This is a genomic window from Gemmobacter serpentinus (genome assembly GCF_008973825.1).
GTDB lineage: Bacteria > Pseudomonadota > Alphaproteobacteria > Rhodobacterales > Rhodobacteraceae > Gemmobacter > Gemmobacter serpentinus.
This window is the reverse complement of the sequence record NZ_WCHR01000019.1, coordinates 52,589-77,448: the sequence shown is the minus strand read 5'-3', so window position 1 is coordinate 77,448 and position 24,860 is coordinate 52,589. Positions and strand designations below refer to the sequence as shown.

Genomic DNA, 24,860 nt, shown 5'->3' with positions numbered 1-24,860 from the left:
CGATTGAACAACTATTCAAGCGTATGTTGATAGTATCGGCTTTCGCGGTTTCAGATCACTCCTCGGCGTGATCCTCGGAGATGTGCGTCGCCATGTCGTGGAGAACCTGACGGACATGCTCGTCGGCGATCTCGTAAAAGATCTGCTTGGCCTGGCGCTCGCCCTTGACGAGACGGGCACCGCGCAGCAGGCGCAGATGATGGCTGACCAGGGATAGGGACAGGTCGATTTTCTCCGCGATCTCGCCGACCGAAATCGGACCGGGCATGCAGCTCAGGAGGATTTTCAGCCGTGAAGGATCGCCGAGAAGCCGGAAGGTTTCCGCCAGGATCGTCACCTCGTTCTGCGAGAGCGAGGAATGGTCGAGGTGGCTGCGTGTCTCTGTTGCGCTCGGGGTTGCGGCCTCGGCCTGCTTTTCGACCCGTAGTTTCGGTTTACCGGCAGTCATCAGCGATTTTCACCTGTGTCTTGAGGCGGTTCACGCCCGTTTGATGGCAACGTGTCGGCCACGTCGATTTGTCTCGTCCAATCTACCGGAAGGCTGCGCGATCTCAATGCGCAACAGGCCCGATACTTCCCGATCAGCGAGTCGGAGCGATCGTAGCCGGCACCACGTCAGTCTTCATCTGCTGATGTCGTCCTGCGCTTCGGAAATTTCGACCCCGGAGCAAGAACAGCCTTGACTTTACAAGCGCTGGAAGCCGCACGCTGACGGCAATCCACTCTTCCGGGAGGCCGTTTGACGGTCTGCCGGAAGCCAATCCACGTCTAAAGCAAGAAGGGCAAGGACATGCCAGAAGCCAACACGCCACACATCCTCATCTATACGACGCCGACCTGCCCGGACTGCCATGCACTCAAGCGTTGGCTGGCCCAGCAGGGTCTCGCCTATGAGGAGCGTGACCTGACCGACCCCAAGATCGCCGAGGAGGCAAAGGCACGCACGGGTGTCAGGGTCGCTCCTATTACAATCGTAGGGTCGGAAGTTTTCTACGGAACCTTCCCAAGCCAGAAGCCGGGACTCGTCAAGGCTCTAGGTTTGACCGGGAGTGCATGATGACGACCAGGTTCGTTGATATTCGGCAGGCACGGGTCAGTCTGGAGGTCCAGGAGGGACAAACCATCCTCGACGCAGCACTTGCCGCAGGCATACCTTATCCCCACGGCTGCCGTTCCGGCCGCTGCGGCTCGTGCAAGTCACGTCTGATCGAGGGCGAGGTGGAACTGCTCCAGCATTCTCGCTTCGCCCTCAGCGAGGAAGAGAAGGCCGACGGCCTGATCCTGGCATGCCGCGCGGTGCCGCAGACCGATGCGGCTGTCGCCTAGCTTGGCAGCGATGACGATGATGCGGTTGAGGCTCCTCGACGGGTGGAGGCCATCGTGTCCGGCCTCGATGACCTTACCCACGACATCAAACTGGTGCGAATCTCGCCTGTGGATGGCTCCCCGTTGCTCTTCACGGCCGGACAGTATGCCCAGGTCGGATTCGATGGTGTGCCCGCGCGCAGCTACTCCATGGCCAATCGTCACGGCGACGACAGCCTCGAATTTCACATTCGCAAGGTTCCGGGCGGCGTCACCTCGCAGCACGTCCATGAGGCACTGAAGGCCGGTGACAAGCTGACGCTCGAATTTCCACTAGGCTCCTCCTATCTGCGCCAGCATCATTCCGGCCCGATCCTGTGCATCGCCGGCGGTTCCGGTCTGGCGCCGATCAAGTCGATCGTGGAAACAGCCCTTGCGCACGGCATGAAGCAGCCGATCCATGTCTACTTCGGCGCACGCGGCGCGCGTGATCTCTATCTCGTCGAGCATTTCGAGACCCTGGCGGACCGCCACAACAATCTCAGCTTTACGGCTGTCTTGTCCGATACACAGGTAGCCCCCCATCGGCACGGGTTCGTGACCGACGCGGTGGCCGAGGATCTCGCGGACTTCGACGGGTGGAAAGCCTATGTCGCAGGCCCGCCCCCGATGGTTGATGCGGCGATGGCAATGGCATTTGCGCGCGGGCTGCGACCCGAGGACATGCACGCCGACGTTTTCTTCACGCCCGAAGGGCAGGAAGGCTAGTCGCCTCGTTCAATGAAATCAGGCGAGAGCCTGCGCTGCGAGGAATCGCGGCGCAGGCTTTTTTCATTCATTTCAGGCGGATATGCTGAGCTCGGTCATCATGCCGGTCTGGAGATGCGGCATATGATGGCAGTGCAGCATCCAGCGCGCCGCCTCTCCGGCGTCGAGCGCGACGGTCACCATGGCCATCGGAGGAACATAAACGGTGTCGCGCCGTGCCCCATCGAAGCGCTTGCCGTTGATGTCCACGACCTGGAAGACATGGCCGTGCAGATGCATCGGATGCCCCATCATCGACATATTGTGAAACATGATCTCGACCCGCTCGCCCGTCTTTGCAAGGAGGGGCTTGTGATCTCCCCAGACCTTGCCGTCGATGGTCCAGACATAGGGCTGCATCGAGCCGCCCAGCATAACCATGTGGCTGCGCTGTGGCGCACGCGAGGGAAGGCCGTCCGAGGCGCGCAGCTTCAGCTCTTGCGACAGGTCGATGTCGAACGCAGGCGCATCCGCTTCGCCAAGCGCCGGGATCTTCTCAATGGTCGCGCCGGGCGTGGCGAGGATCAACCCCGTGCGCTCCTTCGACCCCTCGCGCGACGCAAGCACGGGCCACGCCCCTTCACCGGCAAGCTCCAGATCCAGATCGAGGCGTTGGCCCATGGCGATACCGAAACGACTGCCTTCGAGGCCCGCGATGGCATGGCCGTCGACTGCCACGAGTCTCGCAGACAGCCCACCCGTATCGATCCAGAAAACAGTGGCCGAGGCGCCGTTGATCACCCGCAGCTTTACCCGTCCGCCCTTCTCGACCATGATGATCTCCGGGTCGGACAAGGTGCGGTCGTTGGTCAGGTAGGCGTCCCAATTGTAGTCATTCAGATCCATGGCCATGCCCTGCATCGAGGACATATCCATCTGCATGCCTGAATGGTCCATCGAGGCGCCGGGGGCGGCGTGGCCTCCCATGGCGCTCATATCGTGGCCGCCGCCGTGCCCGCCGGTGATCTCCTGCATGACCTCTTCGGGCGCCTTGAACGAGAAGTCATGGAGAAACATCACGACTTCCTGGCGGTCGGCCGCCACGTCTTCGGCGCTGCGCACGATCAGCGGCGCGGCGAGCAGGTTCATCTCCTGGAGCGGGATGTGCGCGTGCATCCAGTATGTGCCGGGGAGCGGCTCGTAGTCATAGGAGCGCGTTTCGTCGGGTTGCAGCATCGGCTGTGGCAGATCCGGGACGCCATCCTGCTCGTTGGGCGGGATCTGGCCATGCCAATGGATGAGGGTCGGAACATCCAGGCGATTGGTAAGACTGGCGCGAAAGCGTTGGCCTGGATTGAGAACCAATCCCTGTCCACTCGGGCCTTCCAAGCCGAAGACTGTGGCGGCGCGTCCATTGACGTCCAGCACCCGTGTCGCGGCGCTGAGCGATATGGCGTTTTGCGCCATGGCAAAGCGCGGTAGAGCTGCTGTGGACAACGTGGCAGCGCTTGCGGCAAGAAAGCCGCGTCGTGAAATAAGTGTCATTTTCGGTCTCCTGGGAGAACTATGCTCCCTCTGAGTTCAGATCGGCGTGCGCTTATGCAGCCACTGGTTTTCAGCGAGACTGGGATTGGGAGGGCGTTCATTCCGTTCGGGGCTGAGACCGGCGAGGTTCGTCGTCTCCGGTAGTGCCCAACGCGCCGAGGTAGGCTGAATCGCATTTCCGGGCTGGTCAGACACGAACCAAGAGCCCATGCCAGAGCATACGAAGTAGCAGAAGCCATCGCTTCCGGAACAGATTCGATCTTCCTGACATGCCTCGGGAGAGGAGTATGCGGTGCGATGCGGCGCTTCGTGTTTTGAGGCGATCGTTTGGGAGACGGTGGCCATGCGGGCGCCGTGCGCCGGCACAGCCAACGCCACCGTGACGAAGGAGAAGATCATCAGCACTGCGATGAACAGACGACGCATCGGCGTCAAAACTCCTTGTCAGACAACATTCCGCGCATCCTTGGCTGGATGAATCTTATATGTCGCAACCGCCGCCGCGCATCATTGCTGACGCACCGCGGCGGTTCCTACATATCAAAATCACTGGCCGCGCGCGGCGAGCCATTCCCGCATCATAGCGATCTCACCTTCTTGGGCCGAGATCACCTCCTCGGCGAGTTTGCGGACCTCGGGGTCAGTGCCGTATTGCAGCACGATCCGCGCCATGTCGATCGCGCCCTGGTGGTGCGGGATCATGCCGCGCATGAAGTCGATGTCGGCGTCGCCGGTGAAGTCGACTGTCATGTCGGCGTGCATACGGTTATTGGCTTCGATGTAAGCCTGCGTGGATGGGTTGTCGGAGGCCGGCATCGAATGCCCCGGCATGTCGTGGCCTTGCATGGTGGTATCCGTGTTCAGTTGGCTTTGTGCGATGGCGAGGCCGGCGCTGATGGCGAGTGCGCCGCCAATGAAAATCGGGGTCAGCTTGTGCATGATCTTGCTCCTGTTCACTTCACGGTCGCCGGATAGCCAGCCTCTTCGAGAACCTGCCGAAGGGCTGCCGGGGTTGCGGTCGTCTCGACCTTGACCATCCGCTGGGCGGGGTTGGTATCGATCTTGGCGGTCGGATCGACCGACTGGATCGCCTTGGTGACGGACTTGGCGCAACCGCCGCAGGTCATGCCTTCGATCTTGAGTTCCATGAGCTTTCTCCTTTGGGTTCGGTTCTCATGGTCCTCAAGTTGGGGTTTCCAACGATGGTAAGGTCAAGAGGAAACGAAAAGGAATTTTTACCCTTGACCTTCCCATCGTTGGAAGGAGCATATCAGTGTCCGAACTCGAATTCTGACTTAGAAAGGAGGCGGCAATGGATGCCCCTGTTCGAGCTGCGGACAAGATGAATGCAGCAATTTCCCTGCCTATCGAGGGCATGACCTGCGCATCCTGCGTCGGCCGTGTCGAGAGAGCCCTGAAGGCCGTCCCCGGCGTCGCCAACGCGGTCGTCAATCTGGCGACCGAGAAGGCCAGCATCACGACGAACGACACGGTTGATCGCATAGCGCTCGTCAAGGCGGTCGAAAATGCTGGCTATGAAGTGCCGGCCAGCTTCAGTGCGCCGAAAGCTGCCCTCCTTGAAGTGCCGATCGAAGGCATGACCTGCGCTTCTTGTGTGGGGCGGGTGGAAAAGGCCCTCAAGGCCATCCCCGGCGTTGCCAATGCCGTGGTCAACCTCGCTACCGAGAAAGCCAGCATCACGACGAGCGGCCCGGTGGACCGAGCGGTCGTCGTGAAGGCCGTGGAGGACGCAGGCTACGCGGTTTCGGCAAGTTTCACCGCGCCGGCGGCGGCTTCGCTTGAGGTCGCGATCGAGGGCATGACCTGCGCCTCCTGCGTGGGACGTGTCGAAAAGGCGCTCAAGGCCGTGCCGGGCGTCACCAACGCCGTCGTCAACCTCGCCACCGAGAAGGCCACCGTCCAGGGAACCGCCGATGCTGCGGCCATCGTCGCGGCAATCGCGAACGCGGGCTACGAGGCCAAGGTGATCGCGGCGGCGACCGGGGCGGGCCAGGCCGAGGTCGATGACCGCGCCGAGAAGAAGGAAGCCGAACGCCGTGAGCTGACCCGCGATTTCACCATCGCGGCGGTTCTGACCGCGCCGGTCTTCATCCTGGAGATGGGGTCGCACCTCATTCCGGGCGCGCACGACATGATCGCCGCGACCATCGGCATGCAGAACAGTTGGTATCTTCAGTTCGTGCTGACGACGCTGGTGCTGTTCGTGCCCGGCATCCGCTTCTACGACAAGGGCCTCCCGGCGCTCTGGCGGCTGGCTCCCGACATGAACTCGCTGGTCGCCGTCGGCTCGCTGGCCGCCTACCTCTATTCGCTGGTGGCGACCTTCGCGCCGGGCTTCCTGCCCGCTGGGACGGTGAACGTCTATTATGAAGCCGCCGCGGTTATCGTCACCCTGATCCTGCTCGGCCGGTTGCTCGAGGCCCGCGCCAAGGGGCGCACTTCGGAAGCGATCAAGCGGCTGGTCGGACTTCAGGCCAAGACCGCGCGTGTCCGCCGCGACGGCAAGACGGTCGATCTGCCGATCGATTCGGTGCTGTCCGGCGACATCGTGGAGGTCCGCCCCGGCGACCGTATCCCGGTCGATGGTGAAGTCATCGAGGGCGAAAGCTATGTCGACGAGTCGATGATCACCGGCGAACCGATCCCGGTGTCCAAGACGAGCGGCAGCGAGGTCGTGGCCGGAACCGTGAACCAGAAGGGCGCCTTCGCGATCCGGGCCACGGCGGTCGGCGGCAACACGGTGCTGTCGCAGATCATCCGCATGGTCGAGGAAGCACAAGGGTCGAAGCTGCCGATCCAGGCGCTGGTCGACAAGGTGACGATGTATTTCGTGCCGGCGGTCTTCGCCGTCGCCGCCCTCACCTTCGCTGCATGGCTCTATTTCGGCCCGTCGCCTGCGTTGACCTTCGCGCTGGTCAATGCCGTCGCCGTGCTGATCATCGCCTGCCCCTGCGCCATGGGTCTGGCAACGCCGACCTCGATCATGGTCGGCACCGGCCGGGGCGCGGAGCTGGGCGTGCTGTTCCGCAAGGGTGAAGCGTTGCAACTGCTGAAGGATGCCAAGGTGGTGGCCGTCGACAAGACCGGCACGCTGACCGAAGGCAAGCCGGCGCTGACCGACCTCGAACTGGCCGCCGGCTTCGACCGGACGACGGTGCTGGGCCTGGTCGCAGCCGTCGAAGCCAAGTCGGAACACCCGATTGCCCGCGCCATCGTGGATGCGGCCGAGGCGGAAGGCATTGCACTGCCCGCCGTGTCGGACTTCGAGTCGGTGACCGGCTTCGGCGTGAAGGCCGTGGTCGACGGCAAGCGCATCGAGATCGGCGCGGATCGCTACATGGTCGAGCTTGGCCATGACGTGGCGGGCTTCGCCCAGGTTGCCGAACGTCTGGGCAACGAGGGCAAGTCGCCGCTCTATGCGGCGATCGACGGCAAGCTGGCGACGATCATCGCCGTGGCCGACCCGATCAAGGAGACGACGCCGGCGGCGATCAAGGCGCTGCACGACCTCGGCCTGAAGGTCGCGATGATCACCGGCGACAACAAGCGCACGGCCAAGGCCATCGCGGCTCGCCTGGGCATCGACGAGGTGGTGGCGGAGGTGCTGCCGGACGGCAAGGTCGACTCGATCCGCCGGCTCAAGGCCGAGCATGGCAAGGTCGCCTTCGTCGGCGACGGCATCAACGACGCTCCGGCGCTGGCCGAGGCGGATGTGGGTCTCGCCATCGGCACGGGCACGGACATCGCCATCGAGGCGGCGGACGTGGTGCTGATGTCGGGCAGCCTGACCGGGGTGCCGAACGCCATCGCGCTGTCCAAGGCGACGATCGGCAATATCCGGCAGAACCTGTTCTGGGCCTTCGCCTACAACACGGCCCTGATCCCGGTCGCCGCGGGTGCGCTCTATCCGGCCTACGGCATCCTCTTGTCGCCGGTCTTTGCCGCCGGCGCCATGGCCCTGTCGAGCGTCTTCGTCCTCGGCAATGCGCTCCGGCTCAAGACCTTCAAGGTCCAGGGCTGATGAAACCAGACAGCCGATCCTATATTTAGGGTCGGCTGTCCTTACATATGGGAGATTGTTCATGAACATCGGACAGGCAGCAAAGGCATCGGGCGTTTCGGCCAAGATGATCCGCTACTACGAGCAGACAGGTCTCATCCCGGCTGCTGATCGGAAGGACTCCGGCTACCGCGATTATTCGGCTACCGATGTCCACATGCTGCGCTTCATCCGCCGCGCGCGCGACCTCGGTTTTTCGGTGGCCGAGATCGGCGACCTGCTCAACCTCTGGCGCGACGAGACGCGACAGAGCGCAGAAGTGAAGCGCTTGGCGCAGGGCCATATCGACGCGCTGGAGAGGAAGATCGCGGATATGCAGGACATGGCCCACACGCTCACCATGCTGGTGAACGCCTGCCAAGGGGATCATCGGCCGCATTGCCCGATCCTACAGCGCCTTGAGACCGATCAGGACGATGAAGATCTTTCGATCCGGCCTCGGTCCGGCGCGGTCAATCGCTCGCTGCAATAACCGCATGCCCAAGCAGCCTTTCGGCTGCGAGGGCGCAGAGCGAGGACCTGACCCGGTGCGTCCCCGCCAAAATGGCGGGGACATTGCGTTTCAGGCTTGCGGTTTGCGTGCCGCTTGCCAGAGCAACGGCACGAGGATCAAGGCGACCGGCGGAAACAATAGCCAGTTGATTGCCGCCCAGCCCGAGTTGTGCAGGACGCTGCCTGCCAGAAACGAGACGGCGGCGGTCGTGCCGAAGACCATGAAGTCGTTTGCGCCCTGCGCCTTGGCGCGCTCGCCCGGCGTATGGCAGTCTGTGACCATCGCCGTCGCTCCGATGAAGCTGAAATTCCAGCCGATGCCCATGATGGCCAGAGACCCCCAGAAATTGATTAGCTCAAGCCCGGCCAGCGCGACGATGGCCGAGACGGCGATGAGCAGCATCCCCGCCGCCGTCACACGCTCCTTGCCGAAGCGTGTCATGAGGCGGCCGGTGACGAAGCTCGGCGCGAACATCGCCAGTAGATGCCACTGGATTCCGAGTGCTGCGCTGTCGACCGAATGGCCGGTATTGACCATCGCGATCGGTGCGGCCGTCATGACGAAAGCCATGAGGCCGTAGGAGACGACGCCGGCCGCGACGGCAAGCATGTAGCGGGGCATCATCAGGATCTGGATCAGGGAACGGCCGGAGCTTTCCGACGCGGATTGCGAAGCGGATTGCGGCGTGCGCAGCATCAACAGAATCGGGATCGACAACAACGGAAGCGCCGCCTGGCTGAGGAAGCTGCCGACATAGGGGGTGCCGGGGAAGGAATCGCGTGTCCAGATGACGAGCTGCGGACCGATTACAGCCGCGATCAGCCCACCGACCATCACCCAGGAGATTGCTCGTGCCTTCAAAGCGCCTTCGGCAGCATCGGCGGCAGCGAAGCGATAGCTTTGGACGTAGGAACCGTAGAGACCGGCGGTAAAGCAGCCGACGCAGAACAGTAGGAACGACGATACGAAGATGCCAAACGCCGCGATGAGTCCCGCTGCGAGGCCGAACAACGCGCCGAACAGATAACCGCCACGGCGCCCCCAGGCGCGCATGACGAAGGCGGCGGGCAGCGTGCCGATTGCGAGGCCGAGACCGAAGAGACTGACCGGCAGCGTCACCCATGCGGGGTTGTCGGCAAGCTGCTGGCCGACCAGGCCGCCGAGCGACATGACGATCGGCGCGCTCGATCCTCCGAGCGCCTGCGCGGCAGTAAGGACGGTGATGTTGCGCCGGACAGTTACCGTATCGTCCATTGGACCTCCCACGATTATTTGCTTCGACGTTGACATGCCGGCAAAACTCTTGGGTTTTGCGGGAACCAAACTTTTGCTCTAACGTATATATACCCATACCGGGTAGGGGTAGCTGGATGTGCAACAAAAATTCCAAGCAGATCATCGCGTCGCTCAACCGGATCGCCGGGCAGGTTCGCGGTGTCGGCCAGATGGTCGAGGACGAGCGATACTGCATCGACATTCTCAACCAGATCCACGCGGTTAAAGCCGCGCTCTCCAAGGTGGAGAACCAGGTGTTGCGATCGCATGCCGCCTGCTGCGTCGAGGAGGCGATCGCATCGGGCGATGCAGACCTTCAGCGCGCCAAGTTCAATGAACTGGTGGAGGTGTTCGCGAAAGCGAAACTTTAGATCGAAGGGATCAGACTATGGCGACCCATGCAGCCAAACGCGCCGAACTTCATAGAATGGTGATGGAAAACCATACCTGCCCCTACGGGTTGAAAGCGCTCGATCTGCTCAAGCGGGAAGGCTACGAGGTCGACGATCACCATCTGACGACCCGCGCGGAGACGGACGCCTTCAAGGCAAAGCATGATGTTCAATCGACGCCGCAGACCTTCATAGGCGGCAAGCGGATCGGCGGTTACGATGATCTCGTCCGGTTCTTCGGCGGCAAGGTCGAGGACAAGGATGCCGTTACCTACAAGCCGGTGATCGCGCTGTTCGCGATGGCTGCCCTAATGGCTTTGGCCGCGAGTTGGGCGGCGTTCGGGAACCTCGCGACGGTCCAAGCCGCCGAATGGCTCATCGCCATCGCGATGTGCCTTCTTGCCCTTCAGAAACTGAAGGACGTGGAAGGCTTCGCGACCATGTTCCTGAACTACGACCTTCTGGCGCAGCGATGGGTCCGATATGCCTACATCTATCCCTTCGCGGAGGCGCTCGCCGGCGTCCTGATGATCTCCGGTGCCCTGATGTGGGTGTCGATCCCCGTCGCGCTGTTCATCGGCGGCATCGGCGCGGTCTCGGTGTTCAAGGCGGTCTATATCGACAGGCGCGAGCTGAAATGCGCCTGCGTCGGTGGCGACAGCAACGTGCCGCTCGGCTTCGTGTCGCTCACCGAGAACCTCATGATGATCGGCATGGCGGTCTGGATGATCTTCAAGCCGATGGGCATTGGACACTGACAACCGCGAAAGGACGATCAAATGGCGAGCGACCACACGGCTCATGGCGGGCATTCGGGGAATAGCCACGGCTCCCATGGCCGTCCCTATCTGATGTTCTGGATCAACATGATCCTCGGCCTCATCGTGATGTATGTCGTGATGTTTTCGATGATCGACGGCTGGGGCGACTTCCGGAACAATCTGAACATGCTTTACATGGCGATAACCATGTGGGCGCCGATGGGCATCTTCATGCTGGCGACGATGCCGGGCATGTTTCCGAACCGCAGCGTGAATATTGTCCTCTATGTGCTTTTTGTCGTCCTTACCCTGGGATCATTTTGGGCGACTCGATCCCAAGCCATGATCGATGACCGCCAGTTTATCGACTCGATGATTCCGCATCACTCGGGAGCCATCTTGATGTGCAGAGAGGCCAACCTGTCGGACGCCGAGCTTCTGGCGTTGTGTGAAGAGATTGAGGTCGCCCAGCGTCGCGAGATCGAGCAAATGCAGGCGATTGCTGGCCGGCTGAACGATTAGTCGGGGCTTGGTTCGCATGCGGTGGCAACCTGCATGCGGGGAGATAAGGGAAGCGGAGGCTTACTATGGTTCACGACCATAACCATCATCAAGGCGCCGCCCATGCCCATAACAAGGGGCACGGTGGCGGATCGGGCCATCACACCGCGACTGCGGAGGCAAGCGATACTGTGAAGGACCCCGTTTGTGGGATGTCCGTGGACCCCACAACGGCTAAGCACCGAGCCCAATACCAGGGCGCGACGTATTATTTCTGCTCCGAGAACTGCCAGACCAAGTTCATGGCCGATCCGGGCAAATATGTTGGACCATCGGAACCGACCCAGGCAGCGGTAGTGCCGGAGGGCACGATCTTTACCTGTCCGATGCACCCCCAGATCCGTCAGGTCGGTCCAGGATCATGCCCGATCTGCGGGATGGCGCTGGAACCCGAAATGCCGACGGCCGAAACCGGACCCAGTGCGGAACTGGTCAACATGACTCGACGGTTCTGGGTGGGTGCCGCCCTTTCTGTTCCGGTGGTCTTCCTTGGGATGGGCAGCGAACTTTTCGGCCTGCATCGTTACATTCCTGGCCAGATCAACAACTGGCTGCAACTCATACTGGCGACGCCGGTGGTGCTGTGGGCAGGCTGGCCGTTCTTTCAGCGCGGCTGGGCGTCCGTGGTGAACCGATCGCTCAATATGTTCACGCTCATCGCGATGGGCGTAGGCGTTGCCTGGATTTACTCCGTGGTGGCAACGCTCGCCCCCGACCTGTTCCCGGAAACGGCGCGGATGATGGGAGACACCGTTGCGGTTTACTTCGAGGCGGCCGCGGTGATCACGGTGCTGGCGCTGCTCGGCCAAGTGCTGGAGCTACGCGCGCGCGAACAGACCTCGGGCGCGATACGCGCGCTTCTTGACCTGGCTCCGAAGACAGCCCGACGTATCCGGCCAGATGGCACCGACGAGGAGGTGGCGGTCGAGCATATTGCCGTCGGCGACAAGCTTCGTGTTCGCATGGGCGAGAAAGTTCCGGTGGACGGGACGGTGCTGGAGGGGCGTTCGGCCGTCGATGAATCGATGATTACCGGCGAATCGATGCCGGTCACGAAAGAGCCGGGTGCAAAGCTCATCGCAGGGACCATCAATCAATCTGGCGCTCTGGTCATGGATGCGGCTCGCATTGGTCGCGATACCATGCTTTCGCAGATCGTCCAGATGGTGGCGCAGGCGCAGCGGTCCCGCGCCCCGATCCAGCGCTTAGCAGACCAGGTGTCCGGCTGGTTCGTTCCACTGGTCATCGTTATCGCCTTGATCGCTTTTGTGGCCTGGACCCTTTTTGGCCCGGAACCCCGGTTGAGTTACGGCCTGATTGCGGCTGTTTCTGTTCTCATCATCGCCTGCCCATGCGCCCTTGGCCTTGCAACGCCGATGTCGATCATGGTTGGCGTCGGCAAAGGCGCCAATCTCGGATTGCTGATCAAGAACGCCGAGGCGCTCGAAAGGCTGGAGAAGATCGATACCCTCGTGGTCGACAAGACCGGCACGCTTACGGAGGGGAAACCGGCCGTCACGGCCATCGTTCCGGTCGATGGGCGGAGCGAGACGGAACTTCTTCAAGCCGCGGCGAGCCTTGAACGTGCGAGCGAACATCCGATTGCACAGGCTATTGTCCGTGCCGCGGTGGAGAAGCAGCTCGCACTGTCGGAACCCTCGGACGTCGACTCTCCTGTCGGTCGGGGAGTCTTGGGAACCGTCGCCGGTCAGCGCGTGCTGATCGGTAGCGCCAAGTTTTTGGAGCTGGAAGGCGTTCAGCCGGGCGCAGCGGCGATCGAGGCGGACGTCATTCGCTCACGCGGGGCCACCGCCGTCTTGGTCGCCATCGACGGCCGGCCCGTCGGCGCCATCGGCGTGGCCGATCCCATACGATCCACTACGCCGGCAGCGCTGGAAGCCCTCCGAAAGGACGGCATCCGCGTGGTCATGATGACTGGTGACAATAAGCTCACGGCTCAGGCGGTGGCAAAAGAGCTGGGCATCGCCGATGTGGAGGCCGAGGTGCTTCCAGAACGCAAGAGCGAGGTTGTTACACGTCTTCGCAAGGAAGGCCGTATCGTCGCCATGGCGGGCGATGGGGTGAATGACGCCCCAGCGCTTGCGGCTGCCGATGTCGGCATAGCGATGGGCGGAGGAACGGATGTCGCCATGGAATCCGCGGGAGTCACGCTGCTAGGCGGTGACCTATTGGGGATCGTGAAGGCGCGTCGCCTGTCGGGAGCGACAATGCGCAATATCCGGCAGAACCTGTTCTTCGCATTCTTCTACAACTCGGCAGGCGTGCCGGTGGCGGCCGGGTTACTGTATCCCGTGATGGGGCTGCTGTTGTCACCGGCGCTTGCCGCACTGGCCATGGCGCTCTCTTCGGTCAGCGTCATTGCCAACGCTTTGCGATTGAGAACTACCAAGATCGACATTTAGTGTCACAGGCCAGCGAAGGGCTGCTCAAGAACGAGGACCGATGATGTCGCGTTTTGGGTCGCCTTCCCTTTCCTCACGCGCATGCGAGAGCATGTCGAGCAGAACGTCACCGACATGCCTGTCGGTGACCTCGTAGAACATTTGCTTCGAGTGGCGAACACGGGTCACCAGGCGCGCGCCACGAAGAAGACGCAGGTGATGGCTGACGAGCGACTGCGAAAGCTCCAGCGCCTCGGAAATATCGGTCACGGATTTCGGACCGTCTTCGCAGTGCAGGAGAATCTTCAGCCTGCTGGGATCACCCAGCAGGCGGAAGGTTTCAGCGAGAAAGTTCAACTCTTGGGACGAAGGGGCTTCTGCGATATTCATGTCGAACCTTCCCGATCAACTGAGTGAACCATCAGGCGCGACCGATCAGTGCGAATGACCCGCATGGGATAGCGCCGCGGTGTTCGGCTCCTCCAAGGTGCAACTGGCTACTCCGTCCCAGTCGATGCCGATCGTCGGGTGTTCGATTTTGAACTTCGTTTTCAGTTCGGCCTCGACCTGTTTCATGACGCTGCGAACATCGACGCCTTCCATCGGCTGCACCTGAAGCGTCGCCAGCACACGACCGGAGGTCAGCGACCAGACATGGATATGGTTGACGCTCTGGATACCAGGAACAGTCTTGAGAAGATGCTCGGAGATCTTGTCGGCGCCGGCGTTGTCAGGTGCGCCTTCGAGCAGGATATGCAGAGTGTTCTTGAGCAGGCTCCATGCACTGCGCAGGATCAGCAGAGACACGAATACCGACAGGATGGGGTCGATAGGAGTCCAACCCGTATACCAGATGACGACAGCGGCGACGATCGCACCCACCGAGCCGAGCAGGTCGCCCATGACGTGCAGGACAGCGCCCTTGACGTTGACGTGTTCGGAATCTCCGCGCGTCAGATACCAAAGCACGAAGAGGTTCACGAGCATGCCGATGATGGCTACGACGAACATCGAACCAGCGAGGACCGGCTGGGGCTCCTGGAACCGTTCGATAGCCTCATAGACGATAAAGCCGACGATGCCGAACAACGTAAGAGCGTTGACCAGGCCGGCGATCACCTCGAAGCGGGCATAGCCGAAGGTGCGCTGGCCGTCCGCGGCCCGCCGACCGAGGCGGAAGGCGACATAGGCGAGGCCGAGCGCGATTGCGTCGGTCAGCATGTGGCCGGCATCGGCAAGCAGCGCGAGCGAGCCCGAGATCACGCCGCCGACGGCCTCCACGATCATGAAGGTGAAGATGATGAAAAAGGAAATGAGGATTTTGCGCTCGTTGTCCTTCGTGACTGTCGGGACATGCGAGTGGTCATGATCGTGATCGTGACCATGATCGTGGCCGCCGCCGTGGTTATGGTCGTGCTTGGAGTGGTCGTGACCGTCATGGTCGCTGTGGGAGTGTGATGAGTTTGCCATTGCTCGTTTCCGGTTGCATCAAGTCAACACTTGAATAGTTGTTCAAGTGTATGCTTGTCAACCAGCCGTGCGAATTTTTTTGCCATCTGCCCGAAGCCTCTAGGACCGACGGGTCGTGACGGCGCACAGGGCAATGCCGACGCCTTCGACGTTGAAGATCTGGCTGATCCTAGAAATCAAAATGGGCAGCCCGAGGACTGCCCATTTTGACACTGCAATGAACCGGGGGACACCTACGGGAGCAGCTTGACGCTCATGATCAGTGGGCAGGAGGTAGCATCAGGCGGCTGCCGGGGCGCCTTCGGCCGGATAGCCCGCCTCGGTGAGAACGGCACGCAGGTCCGCCTCGGTCGCGGATGATTCAACACGGACCTCACGCTTGGGCGGATCAGTCTCGATCTTCGCGGCGGCATCGACGATTTGCAGCGCCTTGGTTACCGACTTGGCGCAACCGCCGCATGTCATGTTGGGAACGGTGAAGAGATACATGGAGGGCTCCTTGATTTGAGTCCTCTGGAAAATGGGGCTTTCCACCGTTGGAAGGTCAAGGGGCAAAATTCAGAAAACTTTCTGCTTGACCTTGCCACCGTTGTAAGCCGCAAGCATCCGTCATGCCACGACCGCAATCCTCAAGCGCCACGGGCTCGTTTTGAGACTTCGGCATCTTGACCTGGCGGTGGCATCGCCTCTCTCGATTATCTTCCTCTTTCATACAAATATTGAACAGTTGTTTATGTGTTCAAATGTTGTATGATCTGGCTATGACCCGCTACGCGCGATACGTCTCGTCATCGCGTGAATGCTCGACAATCGGAGAGGGACAGTTGGCTTGCCTATGGTCCGAGAGCATATGATCCGGACGGCGGCCCTCGGATGAAGGAGACCGCCAAGTTCCCTGACTCCATCGAGCTTCGTCACCTTCGCTACTTCATAGCCGCTGCCGAACATGGCAGCTTCCGAAAGGCAGGGAGTTCGTTAGGACTATCGCAATCGGCAATCAGCCGTTGCATCGCCGATCTCGAAGACAGGATGGGCGCGTCCCTTTTTCACCGGCACGCATGGGGCGTGTCGCAGACCTTTGCGGGGCAGCGTTTCCTTCATCGCGCGCGTCGGGCTATCAAGACGATAGACGAAGGCGCTCACGAAGTTGCCGCCGCAGGACGATCCGAGCAGGGACGAGTGCGGATCGGCATCTATTCGTCCATCGCTTCGGGCTTTTTGACAAAGCTGCTGGCAAGCTATGGTCGGTCTCATAAAGACGTCAGGATCGAACTGATCGACGGCGATCCTGCCGAACACGTCGCGGCCATCCGCCAGTTCCGCCTCGACGTCGCCTTCCTGACCGGCGACCGGGAATGGCCTGGATGCGACCGGGCGCCTCTGTGGTCCGAGCGGGTTTTCGTTGTGCTGCCCGATCTCCACCCCCTGGCGGCTTTGGACGAGGTGATGTGGGGAGATCTCGCCGATGAGCCCTTCATCGTCAGCGAAGCCGCGCCGGGCCAGGAGATCCATGACCATCTGGTGCGGGAGTTGGCGGACCTCGGCCGGCATCCCGAGATCCAGGTTCAATCGGTCGGTCGGGATAACCTGCTGCCGCTGGTGGCGATCGGCCAGGGTCTGACGCTAGTGAGCGAGGCCATGACGGTGGCCGCGCTTCCAGGCATCACATACCGACCCATCGCCGCCGAGGTGCTTCCATTTTCGGCGGTCTGGTCCCCGGCGAACGACAATCCCGCGTTCCGCAGGTTGCTCTCCATGGCAAAGGCGGCGTCTGCCAAGGCTATGAGGCTCAAGCAAGCGGCTTCGCAGATTGGGGCGAGCGACGTGCTTTTGCGAAGCCGCGATCTGTCGCAATAAATCGCTCCAGCATCGGCACAATGAGCCTGACGGGATCGGCGACGGGCTGGCCGCTCTCGCGGGCCAGCACCTCGGCATAGGCGACCAGATCGCGGTGAAGCGGCGCGGGCAGCTCCACCGTCACCTTGACGGGCTTGTCGTCGGGCAGCGGGCCGAGTCTCAGCTTGGTCATGATCAACCTCCTGCCGGCTCGAATACAAGGTCGCGGGTCACGATGATCCTGACCGGGAAGCCCGGCCGGATGGTCAGCGTGGGGGCAACCTGCAACTGACGTTGCACGATCTGTTGGCCCGCCTGATTGACGGTATCCTGTGCGCCGTCGCGGATGGCCCGGATAAGCCGGTCCTCGTCGCTGGTCGCCAGCTCCGCGCCGACCGCGAGCAGCGTGGAGAGGCCAGCCGCTTTCATCAGATCCCACCAGTGGTAGTCGATCCCGTCCTCAAGGCCGGCATAGCCGCTGGCGTCCGCGCCCGGCAGGCGCTCAAGCACGATGGAGCGTCCGCCCGGCAGGATCAGGCGATTCCACACCAAGAGCACCCTGCGCTGGCCGAAGGTCACGCCATCATCATATTGGCCGATGATGCGCGTTCCCTGCGGGATCAGGAGCAGCGAGCCGGTGGGGCTGTCATAGACGTTCTCCGTCACCTGTGCGGTGATCTGGCCCGGAAGGTCGGAACGGATGCCGGTGATGAGCGCGGCCGGGATCACGGCTCCGGCTTGAAGGATGTAGGGCGAGGCCGGCGGTGCGACGCGATCCGGAGCGACGGTCTGCCGGTCCACCGGCCCGTTGAGGAAAGCGGTATGGCGATTCTGGCCCGCCGTTCCGTCCGGTTGTCCTGTGAGCCCAGCCAGTCCGGGCATGGCTGTTCCGGCCGGACCTCCCGTGCGTGGGCCTGACTGGAAAAATACGTTGCTCAACCGTGCGGCTTCTTCTTCCGCGAGGCGGCGTTGCTCCTCGGGATCGACGGCAGGGGTTGTGATGGCAGGCGGAACGATCGGCTGTCCCCGATTTTGTGCATCGAGGATTGGCCGGCCAAGGTCGCCCGGCAATGCCGGCCCCAGGATCGGGCCAGTATAATCGCGCGGGAGACCGGCGAGGCCATCCGCAGTGGGACGGTTCTCGGTTGAGTAGAGTTCGCCTCCTCCCGGCCCCGCCTCGCGGGTCTGGAGCGCATAGATCAGCGCTCCCCCGACGCCGAGAAGCGCGGCGGCGCCGACGCCTGCCAGCACCTTGCGGGACAAGCGGGTGACGCGGGGCGGCTCGGCGCGCAACCGCATGGGCGCGGCGGTGTTGGTATCGCTCATGAAGGCGATCCTCCCGTGGTCGCGTCGGCCGACTGGGTAGCGGCCTGTCTCTGCTCGATACGGACGATTCTGACCACCTGCTGGCGGTCACCGCTGCCAAGGCGCAGTTCCGCCGCGCCGAACAGCCTGTCGACGATCAGGACATTTTGGTGGATGCGCGAATTGACGATCTGCGGTTCGCCGTCGGAACCGAGAACGAACAGGGGCGGCATCTCGCCCTGCACGATGCCGCGTGGGAAGACGACATAGACGCGCCTGCCGTCATCGAAGACGGAGACTGGACGCCATGGCGGGCTGTCGCCTTGCAGCTGCAAGGCGTAGCGATAGTTCCGCGCGGCCTCGGCCGGGATGACGGGGACCGACGGCGCGGTCGCTCGGCTGCCCGGCGGCGGTGCCGGATACGCCCATGCCACGGCAGGCATATAGAGCGCTTCGCGGGCGCGAAGTTCGATCATGTAGATGCGCCGGTCGGTGGTGATGACGAGGTTGGTCGAGATGTCCGGCCGGGTTGGCTTCACCAGCACATGCACTCGGCGCGTCGGACCGCTTCCGCTCTCTGTGTCGCCGATCACCCACCTGGCCGTGTCGCCGGCGGCGATCGGTCCCGCGCCGGTCAGGTTCTCGCCCGGCTCCAGCGCGATGGTGGTGATCTGTCCGACGGCGGCATAGACTTGGTAGAGCGCACCTTCCGACCAGGGATAGATCTGTATGGCATTGTAATAGCCTTCGCGACGCGGCTCGACACGGGCGGCGGCATTGGCGTTCTCAACGCGGCCGGTGGCCGTGCCGGCAGCCTCGCCGCCCCGCGCCACATTCCAGGTGGGCGGCACATGCAGCGGCCTTGGGCGTGCATCGGTGATGGGAGCCTGCGCGGACGGAAGAGGCGGGACATCGGCGTCGTAGCTGAATTGCGGTGTCCGGTTGGTGGCGCAGCCAGCGAGCATGGTCGCGGCAAGCAACAAAGCCGGAAAACCGAGTTTACGGAAAACCGGAAAAGCGGGTTCACTCAAAGACGTGCGGATCATTGACTCATCTCCCGCGACCAGTTGATTGCGTTGACATAGATTCCCAAGGGATTGGCGCGCAGGCGCTCGGCGTCACGCGGCGGCTGGATGACGATGGTGAGGATCGCGGTCCATCGCTCGGTGGTGGAGAGCTGGCCGTTTTCGTAGTGGCGTTCGGTCCAGGCTACGCGGAAACTGTCCGGGGACGCCCGGATGATGCTCGACACCTCGACGGCGACCTGCTGGCGGCCGACGCGCGTGAACGGGTCGTTGGCGCGGGCGTAGTCGTTGAGCGCCACGGCGCCGCGATCCGTGGTCCAGTCATAGGCCCTGAGCCAGTTCTGACGGACAATGATCGGGTCAGCCGGAAGCGAGCGGACCTGTTCGATGAAGCGGCCGAGATGGAATGCGATCTGCGGATCGGTCGGCCGATAATCGGCGGTAGCGGGGGCAACGGTCTGCGCCTGGCCGAGATTGTCGACTTGAACGACCCAGGGCACGACGGTTCCGCGCGCAGATTGCCAGACAAGAGCGCCGGCGAACCCGACCGAGAGGATCAGCGAACCGAACGCCATGTAGCGCCAGTTCCTCGCCTGCACGCGGGCCGAGCCGATGCGGTCGTCCCAGACTTGCGCGGCGCGCTGATAGGGCGTTTCGGGTTCCGGCACCTTGCCGTAATGGGTCGTCGGTCGTTTGAAGGTGTTCATGTGCGGTCACTTTCGGAAAGGCTGACTGAGGAGCCGCCACCGTGGCTGTCGCCGGACCGGACGGCATGGGCGGCAGCGGTGACGCCGTGGCTCATCGCCCGGCTGCGGCGCATCTGCTGCGCCCAGGCCGGTGGACCATCAGCGGCTGAAGGAGGTGATTGCTCGGGCGACGGGGCGCCCCCGACCGTGCCCATGGACGAACTGCCGCCGGACGCCGCAAATCCGGCCCTTGCGCCATCGGAATAGCTGGACTTCATGCTGTCGGCGGCATGGGAGGCTGCGCGCTTCAAAGGCGAGATGGCAGCCGAGCCTGCGGCGCGCGCCACACCGCCAAGGCCGGAAGCGACCCCCGCCGCGCCTGACCCACCCATGGAGCCGAGGGAATAGGCAGACGATGCTGCGCCGGCGGCTGAGGCCCCGCCGCGTGCAAGTGCAGCACCGCCCGAGAGTGTGGCACCGCCCCCCCGCGCGGCGAGCATGGTCGCACCACCGGCAGCGATCGCGGCACCGCCGACAGCGAGGCCAGTCCCGACGGCAGCGCCAGCACTGAGTTGCGGGCCGCCGGAGACGAGGCCGGTGGCGATGCCGGGGCCGAAGATGCCGAGGCCGAGAAGGGAAAGGGCTGCCAGCACGATCGCCATGGCGTCGTCGATGGTCGGGGTCGCGCCGCCGAAGCCGGCGGTGAACTGGCCGAAGAGTGTCGAGCCGATGCCGATGATGACGGCGAGGACCAACACCTTGATGCCGGAAGAGATGACGTTCCCCAGAACCCGTTCCGCCATGAAGGCGGTCTTGCCGAACAGGCCGAAGGGGATCAGCACGAAGCCCGCAAGCGTGGTCAGCTTGAACTCGATCAGGGTGACGAAGAGCTGGATTGCCAAAATAAAGAAGGCGAGGATAACCAGTGCCCAGGCGAAGAACAGGCAGAGGATCTGCACCAGGTTTTCAAAGACGGCGATCCAGCCCATGAGACTGGAGATGGATTCGAGCAGCGGCCGCCCGGCGTCGAGACCGATCTGGGCAACGCGGCCGGGGCGCAGGAGATCTGCGGCCGAAAAGCCTGTGCCGGAAGCCATGAGGCCCAGCCCGGCGAAGCTCTCGAAGACGATGCGTGCGAGGCTGTTCCAATTGCCAATGATATAGGCGAAGACACCGACAAAGATCGTCTTCTTCACCAGGCGCGCGAGAATGTCGTCGTCGGCGCCCCAGGCCCAAAACAGGGCGGCGAGCGTGACGTCTATGACGATCAGCGTCGTCGCGATGAAGGCAACTTCACCGCCGAGCAGGCCAAAGCCCGAGTCGATGTAGCTGGTGAAGATACCGAGAAAATTGTCGATGACCCCCGTTCCGCCCATGATTATCGCTCCCCATCCGGGCCAGGCGTCGACTGCGCGGGCGACCGTCCGAGGAAGCGGTCGCGGGTTTCGGCCCAGATCGCCAAGCATTCGGCGTCATTGGCCGCCGCCTCGCCCATTTCCTGACAGAGACGCTGCCCCTCGCGCAGGAGATCGACCTGTCGCGTCTGCAAAGGAACGGAAGGGGCCGGACCGGCTACATCCTCGCGGTTCATCTCGATGATCGCCGCCGTGATGGCGACGGCTACGAATACGATGGCTGCGATCCGGGCCAGCACCTTCCCCTCCATGATGGGCCTCCCCGGCGTCAGTTGAACATCTGGGCGTTGCCGGGCTGGTAGCCCGAGCCCGGTGTCAGGAAGCGTTCGCGCTGGATGCGGCCCTGTTCGGCGGCGGTCGCGCGTTCGGCTTCCATCAGGGCGTCGGCCCGGCCGTTGGCCGAGATGACCGCGATCAGGTCGGAAAGCTGCTGCGACTGGAGGGCGAGAAGCTGATTGCCGGCTTGGGTGGCCTGAAGCGCGCCGGTCGCCCCTTGGCTTTCGCCGACGAGCGCGGACATCTCCGCGCGGTTGCTGTCGATATTGCCGACGACACCCGCCTGCACCCGCATCGCGTCCTGAAGACCCCCGACGGTATTTTCCCAGCGGGTTCGGGCATCCGCAATGAGCTGCTGGTCGGTGGCCGTGAGGGAAAGGTTGCCATAATCCTGCTGGAACATCTGGTCGATGTTCTGCACATCGAAGGCGATGTTCTGGGCCTGCCCGAGAAGCTGCTGGGTGCGTTGGACGTTCTGCTGAAGCGCCTGAAGCGAACTGTAGGGCAGGCTCGCGAGGTTGCGGGCCTGGTTGATCAGCATCTGCGCCTCGTTCTGGAGCGAGGTGATCTGGTTGTTGATCTGTTCCAGAGTGCGGGCGGCGGTCAGCAGGTTCTCCGCGTGGTTGGTCGGGTCATAGACGATCCGCCCAATGCCGAAGAAGGCGTGGGCCGGTGTCGTGAACATCGGGGTCAGCGCCAGCGGTGCGGTGAGCGCAAGGGCGAGCGCCGAAGCGCTGGCGATGCGGGTGAGCCGGGGAATTGTGCGCGTCATGGGGTAATCTCCTCTTCTTCCAGGATGAGTTCGATTTCGCCGAGGTCAGCGACCGTCGGCGGCAGGGTCTCGCTTTCGGTCGCGAGATTGGTGAGGTCCGGGATGAGATCGGCGGCCCAATCGACGTCGCGTGCCCGGAGCCAGGCCGAGAGGAACCCGTCGCCACCGTGTTCAGCGAGGATTTCGGTGATCAGGGCCTGATCGGATTTGGCCGAGGCGGCGCAGAGCGCCAGACCGACCTCCGACAATCCAAGATCGAACAGGCGGTTGCCACGCCGCGACTGGCAGTAGTAGTCCCGCTTCGGAGTCGCCCTGGCCAGGATTTCGATCTGGCGATCATTGAGGCCAAAGCGGCGATAGATCGCGGTGATCTGGGGTTCGATGGCGCGCTCGTTCGGCAAGAGGAGTCGCGTCGGGCAGCTTTCAATGATGGCCGGAGCAATGGCGGAATTGTCGATGTCGGACAGCGACTGCGTGGCGAAGATGACGCTGGCGTTCTTCTTGCGCAGGGTCTTGAGCCATTCTCTGAGTTGGTCCGCGAACCCTTCGTCGTCCAGCGCAAGCCAGCCCTCGTCGATGATCAGCAGCGTAGGTTGCCCACCCAACCGATCGCCGATGCGGTGGAAGAGATAGGAGAGGACGGCGGGCGCTGCGCCGGTGCCGACGAGGCCCTCGATTTCAAATGCCTGGACATCGGCCGAACCGAGATGTTCGCTCTCGGCGTCGAGCAGCCGACCATACGGGCCGCCGACGCAATAAGGCCGTAGCGCCTGTTTCAGGTCGTTGGACTGGAGCAGCACGGCAAGGCCGGTGATGGTGCGTTCGCCGACCGGGGCGGAAGCAAGCGAAGTCAGCGCCGTCCAAATATGTTCCTTGACGTCCGGGGTGATCTGGATGTTCTCGCGCATCAGGATCGCGACGATCCAGTCCGCAGCCCAGGCGCGCTCGGAGGTCTGGTGAATACGAGCCAGCGGTTGCAGCGAGACGGAAGCATCGGCCGCATCGGTCAGCTCGCCGCCAAGATCGTGCCAGTCCCCTTGCATGGCGAGGGCGCAGGCGCGGATGGACCCCCCGAAATCGAAGGCAAAGACCTGAGCGCGCGGATAGCGGCGAAACTGCAAGGCCATCAGCGCCAGCAGCACGGATTTGCCCGCGCCGGTCGGTCCGACGACGAGGGTATGGCCCACGTCGCCCACATGCAGGGAAAGCCGGAACGGCGTCGATCCCTCGGTCCTGCCGTAAAGCAGTGGGGGTGCGCCGAGATGATCGTCGCGTTCCGGCCCCGCCCACACGGCGGACGAAGGGACCATGTGGGCAAGGTTGAGCGTCGAGACCGGCGGCTGCCGGACATTGGCATAGGCATGTCCGGGCAGGCTGCCGAGCCAGGCGTCGACGGCATTGACCGTCTCGACCATGACGCTGAAATCGCGGGACTGGATGATCTTTTCGACCAGCCGCAGCTTTTCGTCGGCGCGGCGGGCGTCCTCGTCCCAGACGGTGACGGTCGCCGTGACATAGGCCATCCCGGCCATGTCGGCGCCGAGTTCCTGCAAGGCCATGTCCGCGTCGGCGGCCTTGTTCGCCGCATCGGTATCCACGAGCGCAGATTGCTCGTTGGTCATCACCTCCTTGATGATCGCCGCGATGCTCTTGCGCTTGGCGAACCATTGCCGCCTGATCTTCGTCAGCAGCCGGGTCGCGTCGGTCTTGTCCATAAGGATGGCGCGGGTGGACCATCGGTAGGGAAAGGCCAGCCGGTTCATCTCGTCGAGCAGGCCGGGTGTGGTGGTGCCCGGAAAGCCGGTGATCGTCAGAAGCCGGAGATGTTGATTGCCCAGTCGGGGTTCCAGGCCGCCGGTCAGCGGCTGATCGGCCAGCAGCGCATCGAGATAGACCGGAGTTTCGGGCACGCGGACGCGATGCCGGTTGGTCGAAATCGTCGAGTGGAGGTAGGTCAGCGTGCCGGCGTCATCGAGCCATCGGCACTCGGGCATGAAGCCGTCGAGCAGCGCCAGCACGCGGTCGGTGCGGTCGATGAAGCCGCGCACCAGTTCCCAGGGGTTCACGCCCGAGGTCTCGCGCCCTTCATACAGCCAGGACTCGGAACGTGCGGCATCTTCGGCGGGCGGGAGCCACAGGAAGGTCAGGAAGTAGCCAGAGACGAAATGGCTGCCCTCCTCCTCGAAATCGGCCTTCCGCTCGGCATCGACCAGCGCCGAGGCCGGATCGGGGAAGCGGCTTGCGGGATAGCTTGCGGCTTCCGACCGCTGTGCTTCGACAAAGATGGCCCAGCCGGAGCCGAGACGGCGGAAGGCGTTGTTCAGCCGCCCGGCCACCGCGACCAGCTCGGCCGCGACGGCGGAATCCAGATCGGGACCACGGAACTTCGCCGTGCGCTGGAACGAGCCGTCCTTGTTCAGCACGACGCCGGAGCCGACCAGCGCCACCCAGGGAAGGTAGTCGGCAAGGCGTGAGGCGGTGCGACGGTATTCTGCGAGATTCATCATGGCTCG

At 63.0% G+C, this 24,860-nt stretch carries 27 protein-coding genes; 10 read left to right on the top strand and 17 right to left on the bottom strand.

The window, feature by feature from the left end:
• Window positions 1–55: 55 nt before the first annotated feature.
• Entirely contained in the window at window positions 56–448 is a 393-nt protein-coding gene (locus tag GBJ34_RS12790) for an ArsR/SmtB family transcription factor (protein WP_080620527.1), read from the bottom strand.
• A gap of 342 nt (window positions 449–790) precedes the next feature.
• Between GBJ34_RS12790 and GBJ34_RS12785 the strand changes: the two genes are divergently transcribed.
• Genes GBJ34_RS12785 through GBJ34_RS12780 form a run of 3 tightly spaced genes read left to right on the top strand, consistent with a single transcriptional unit; the run spans window position 791 to window position 2,073 of the window.
• Window positions 791–1,057, top strand: a complete 267-nt coding sequence (locus GBJ34_RS12785) for a glutaredoxin family protein (RefSeq protein WP_080620526.1) — start codon at window positions 791–793, stop codon at window positions 1,055–1,057.
• Window positions 1,057–1,326 (top strand): 2Fe-2S iron-sulfur cluster-binding protein, encoded by a 270-nt coding sequence (locus GBJ34_RS20795; RefSeq protein ID WP_226341158.1) that lies wholly within the window; start codon window positions 1,057–1,059, stop codon window positions 1,324–1,326. The genes GBJ34_RS12785 and GBJ34_RS20795 overlap by 1 nt, the downstream gene beginning before the upstream one ends.
• Before the next feature lie 54 nt (window positions 1,327–1,380).
• Window positions 1,381–2,073, top strand: a complete 693-nt coding sequence (locus tag GBJ34_RS12780; RefSeq protein ID WP_226341157.1) for an FAD-binding oxidoreductase — start codon at window positions 1,381–1,383, stop codon at window positions 2,071–2,073.
• A 72-nt stretch (window positions 2,074–2,145) separates the two neighbouring features.
• Here GBJ34_RS12780 and GBJ34_RS12775 read toward each other — a convergent pair whose 3' ends face one another.
• From GBJ34_RS12775 to GBJ34_RS12760, 4 genes are all read right to left on the bottom strand, one after another.
• Complete coding sequence (locus tag GBJ34_RS12775; protein WP_080620525.1) at window positions 2,146–3,597, bottom strand: multicopper oxidase family protein; 1,452 nt, start codon at window positions 3,595–3,597, stop codon at window positions 2,146–2,148.
• Window positions 3,598–3,633: 36 nt separating this feature from the next.
• Complete coding sequence (locus GBJ34_RS12770; protein ID WP_127898013.1) at window positions 3,634–4,023, bottom strand: hypothetical protein; 390 nt, start codon at window positions 4,021–4,023, stop codon at window positions 3,634–3,636.
• Window positions 4,024–4,143: 120 nt separating this feature from the next.
• A complete protein-coding gene (gene copM, locus GBJ34_RS12765) occupies window positions 4,144–4,536 on the bottom strand; it encodes a CopM family metallochaperone (RefSeq protein WP_080620524.1) in 393 nt (130 codons plus the stop codon).
• A 14-nt stretch (window positions 4,537–4,550) separates the two neighbouring features.
• A complete protein-coding gene (locus GBJ34_RS12760) occupies window positions 4,551–4,745 on the bottom strand; it encodes a heavy-metal-associated domain-containing protein (RefSeq protein WP_080620523.1) in 195 nt (64 codons plus the stop codon).
• Between the two features lie 164 nt (window positions 4,746–4,909).
• Between GBJ34_RS12760 and GBJ34_RS12755 the strand changes: the two genes are divergently transcribed.
• Together GBJ34_RS12755 and cueR are read left to right on the top strand one after the other, a co-directional pair.
• The gene (locus GBJ34_RS12755) at window positions 4,910–7,639 is read left to right on the top strand and encodes a heavy metal translocating P-type ATPase (protein ID WP_226341156.1); all 2,730 of its coding nucleotides are present in this window, start codon (window positions 4,910–4,912) and stop codon (window positions 7,637–7,639) included.
• 61 nt (window positions 7,640–7,700) lie between these two features.
• Window positions 7,701–8,150 (top strand): Cu(I)-responsive transcriptional regulator, encoded by a 450-nt coding sequence (gene cueR / locus GBJ34_RS12750; RefSeq protein ID WP_080620522.1) that lies wholly within the window; start codon window positions 7,701–7,703, stop codon window positions 8,148–8,150.
• Window positions 8,151–8,240: 90 nt separating this feature from the next.
• On the opposite strand, the gene GBJ34_RS12745 is transcribed toward cueR, so the two are convergent.
• Window positions 8,241–9,425, bottom strand: coding sequence for an MFS transporter (locus tag GBJ34_RS12745; RefSeq protein ID WP_080622749.1), 1,185 nt, complete (start codon window positions 9,423–9,425; stop codon window positions 8,241–8,243).
• A gap of 116 nt (window positions 9,426–9,541) precedes the next feature.
• Between GBJ34_RS12745 and GBJ34_RS12740 the strand changes: the two genes are divergently transcribed.
• The 4 genes from GBJ34_RS12740 (at window position 9,542) to GBJ34_RS12725 (ending at window position 13,583) form a co-directional block, all read left to right on the top strand.
• Complete coding sequence (locus GBJ34_RS12740) at window positions 9,542–9,817, top strand: metal-sensitive transcriptional regulator (protein WP_064790834.1); 276 nt, start codon at window positions 9,542–9,544, stop codon at window positions 9,815–9,817.
• Between the two features lie 17 nt (window positions 9,818–9,834).
• Window positions 9,835–10,596 (top strand): MauE/DoxX family redox-associated membrane protein, encoded by a 762-nt coding sequence (locus tag GBJ34_RS12735; RefSeq protein WP_080620521.1) that lies wholly within the window; start codon window positions 9,835–9,837, stop codon window positions 10,594–10,596.
• Window positions 10,597–10,617: 21 nt separating this feature from the next.
• Complete coding sequence (locus tag GBJ34_RS12730; protein ID WP_080620520.1) at window positions 10,618–11,121, top strand: DUF305 domain-containing protein; 504 nt, start codon at window positions 10,618–10,620, stop codon at window positions 11,119–11,121.
• A 65-nt stretch (window positions 11,122–11,186) separates the two neighbouring features.
• Window positions 11,187–13,583 carry a heavy metal translocating P-type ATPase gene (locus GBJ34_RS12725; protein ID WP_089389385.1) on the top strand — a complete coding sequence of 799 codons (2,397 nt, stop codon included), beginning with the start codon at window positions 11,187–11,189 and terminating at the stop codon, window positions 13,581–13,583.
• A gap of 24 nt (window positions 13,584–13,607) precedes the next feature.
• Here GBJ34_RS12725 and GBJ34_RS12720 read toward each other — a convergent pair whose 3' ends face one another.
• The 3 genes from GBJ34_RS12720 to GBJ34_RS12710 all read right to left on the bottom strand — a co-directional run bounded on the left by GBJ34_RS12720 (window position 13,608) and on the right by GBJ34_RS12710 (window position 15,521).
• Complete coding sequence (locus GBJ34_RS12720; RefSeq protein WP_080620518.1) at window positions 13,608–13,952, bottom strand: ArsR/SmtB family transcription factor; 345 nt, start codon at window positions 13,950–13,952, stop codon at window positions 13,608–13,610.
• 45 nt (window positions 13,953–13,997) lie between these two features.
• The gene (locus GBJ34_RS12715; RefSeq protein ID WP_080620517.1) at window positions 13,998–15,032 is read right to left on the bottom strand and encodes a cation diffusion facilitator family transporter; all 1,035 of its coding nucleotides are present in this window, start codon (window positions 15,030–15,032) and stop codon (window positions 13,998–14,000) included.
• Between the two features lie 279 nt (window positions 15,033–15,311).
• Window positions 15,312–15,521, bottom strand: coding sequence for a heavy-metal-associated domain-containing protein (locus GBJ34_RS12710; RefSeq protein ID WP_080620516.1), 210 nt, complete (start codon window positions 15,519–15,521; stop codon window positions 15,312–15,314).
• A gap of 384 nt (window positions 15,522–15,905) precedes the next feature.
• Here GBJ34_RS12710 and GBJ34_RS12705 point away from each other — a divergent pair, with 384 nt between their 5' ends.
• Window positions 15,906–16,889 (top strand): LysR family transcriptional regulator, encoded by a 984-nt coding sequence (locus GBJ34_RS12705; RefSeq protein WP_080620515.1) that lies wholly within the window; start codon window positions 15,906–15,908, stop codon window positions 16,887–16,889.
• Here GBJ34_RS12705 and GBJ34_RS12700 read toward each other — a convergent pair.
• Genes GBJ34_RS12700 through trbE form a run of 8 tightly spaced genes read right to left on the bottom strand, consistent with a single transcriptional unit; the run spans window position 16,822 to window position 24,854 of the window.
• Window positions 16,822–17,061, bottom strand: coding sequence for a DUF2274 domain-containing protein (locus tag GBJ34_RS12700; protein ID WP_080620514.1), 240 nt, complete (start codon window positions 17,059–17,061; stop codon window positions 16,822–16,824). The genes GBJ34_RS12705 and GBJ34_RS12700 overlap by 68 nt on opposite strands.
• A 2-nt stretch (window positions 17,062–17,063) precedes the next feature.
• Window positions 17,064–18,194 (bottom strand): TrbI/VirB10 family protein, encoded by a 1,131-nt coding sequence (locus tag GBJ34_RS12695; protein WP_080620513.1) that lies wholly within the window; start codon window positions 18,192–18,194, stop codon window positions 17,064–17,066.
• Window positions 18,191–19,219 (bottom strand): P-type conjugative transfer protein TrbG, encoded by a 1,029-nt coding sequence (gene trbG / locus GBJ34_RS12690; protein ID WP_080620512.1) that lies wholly within the window; start codon window positions 19,217–19,219, stop codon window positions 18,191–18,193. The genes GBJ34_RS12695 and trbG overlap by 4 nt, the downstream gene beginning before the upstream one ends.
• Window positions 19,216–19,905 (bottom strand): conjugal transfer protein TrbF, encoded by a 690-nt coding sequence (gene trbF / locus GBJ34_RS12685; protein ID WP_080620511.1) that lies wholly within the window; start codon window positions 19,903–19,905, stop codon window positions 19,216–19,218. Before trbF ends, trbG begins: the two co-directional genes overlap by 4 nt.
• Window positions 19,902–21,260 carry a P-type conjugative transfer protein TrbL gene (trbL, locus tag GBJ34_RS12680; RefSeq protein WP_080620510.1) on the bottom strand — a complete coding sequence of 453 codons (1,359 nt, stop codon included), beginning with the start codon at window positions 21,258–21,260 and terminating at the stop codon, window positions 19,902–19,904. Before trbL ends, trbF begins: the two co-directional genes overlap by 4 nt.
• Window positions 21,261–21,262: 2 nt before the next feature.
• Window positions 21,263–21,550 (bottom strand): putative entry exclusion protein TrbK-alt, encoded by a 288-nt coding sequence (gene trbK-alt / locus GBJ34_RS12675; RefSeq protein WP_080620509.1) that lies wholly within the window; start codon window positions 21,548–21,550, stop codon window positions 21,263–21,265.
• A 17-nt stretch (window positions 21,551–21,567) separates the two neighbouring features.
• On the bottom strand, window positions 21,568–22,347 hold the full coding sequence (gene trbJ / locus GBJ34_RS12670; protein ID WP_080620508.1) for a P-type conjugative transfer protein TrbJ: 780 nt from the start codon (window positions 22,345–22,347) through the stop codon (window positions 21,568–21,570).
• Window positions 22,344–24,854: a conjugal transfer protein TrbE gene (gene trbE, locus GBJ34_RS12665; RefSeq protein ID WP_080620507.1), complete on the bottom strand. Its 2,511-nt coding sequence runs from the start codon at window positions 24,852–24,854 to the stop codon at window positions 22,344–22,346. Before trbE ends, trbJ begins: the two co-directional genes overlap by 4 nt.
• Window positions 24,855–24,860: the final 6 nt, after the last annotated feature.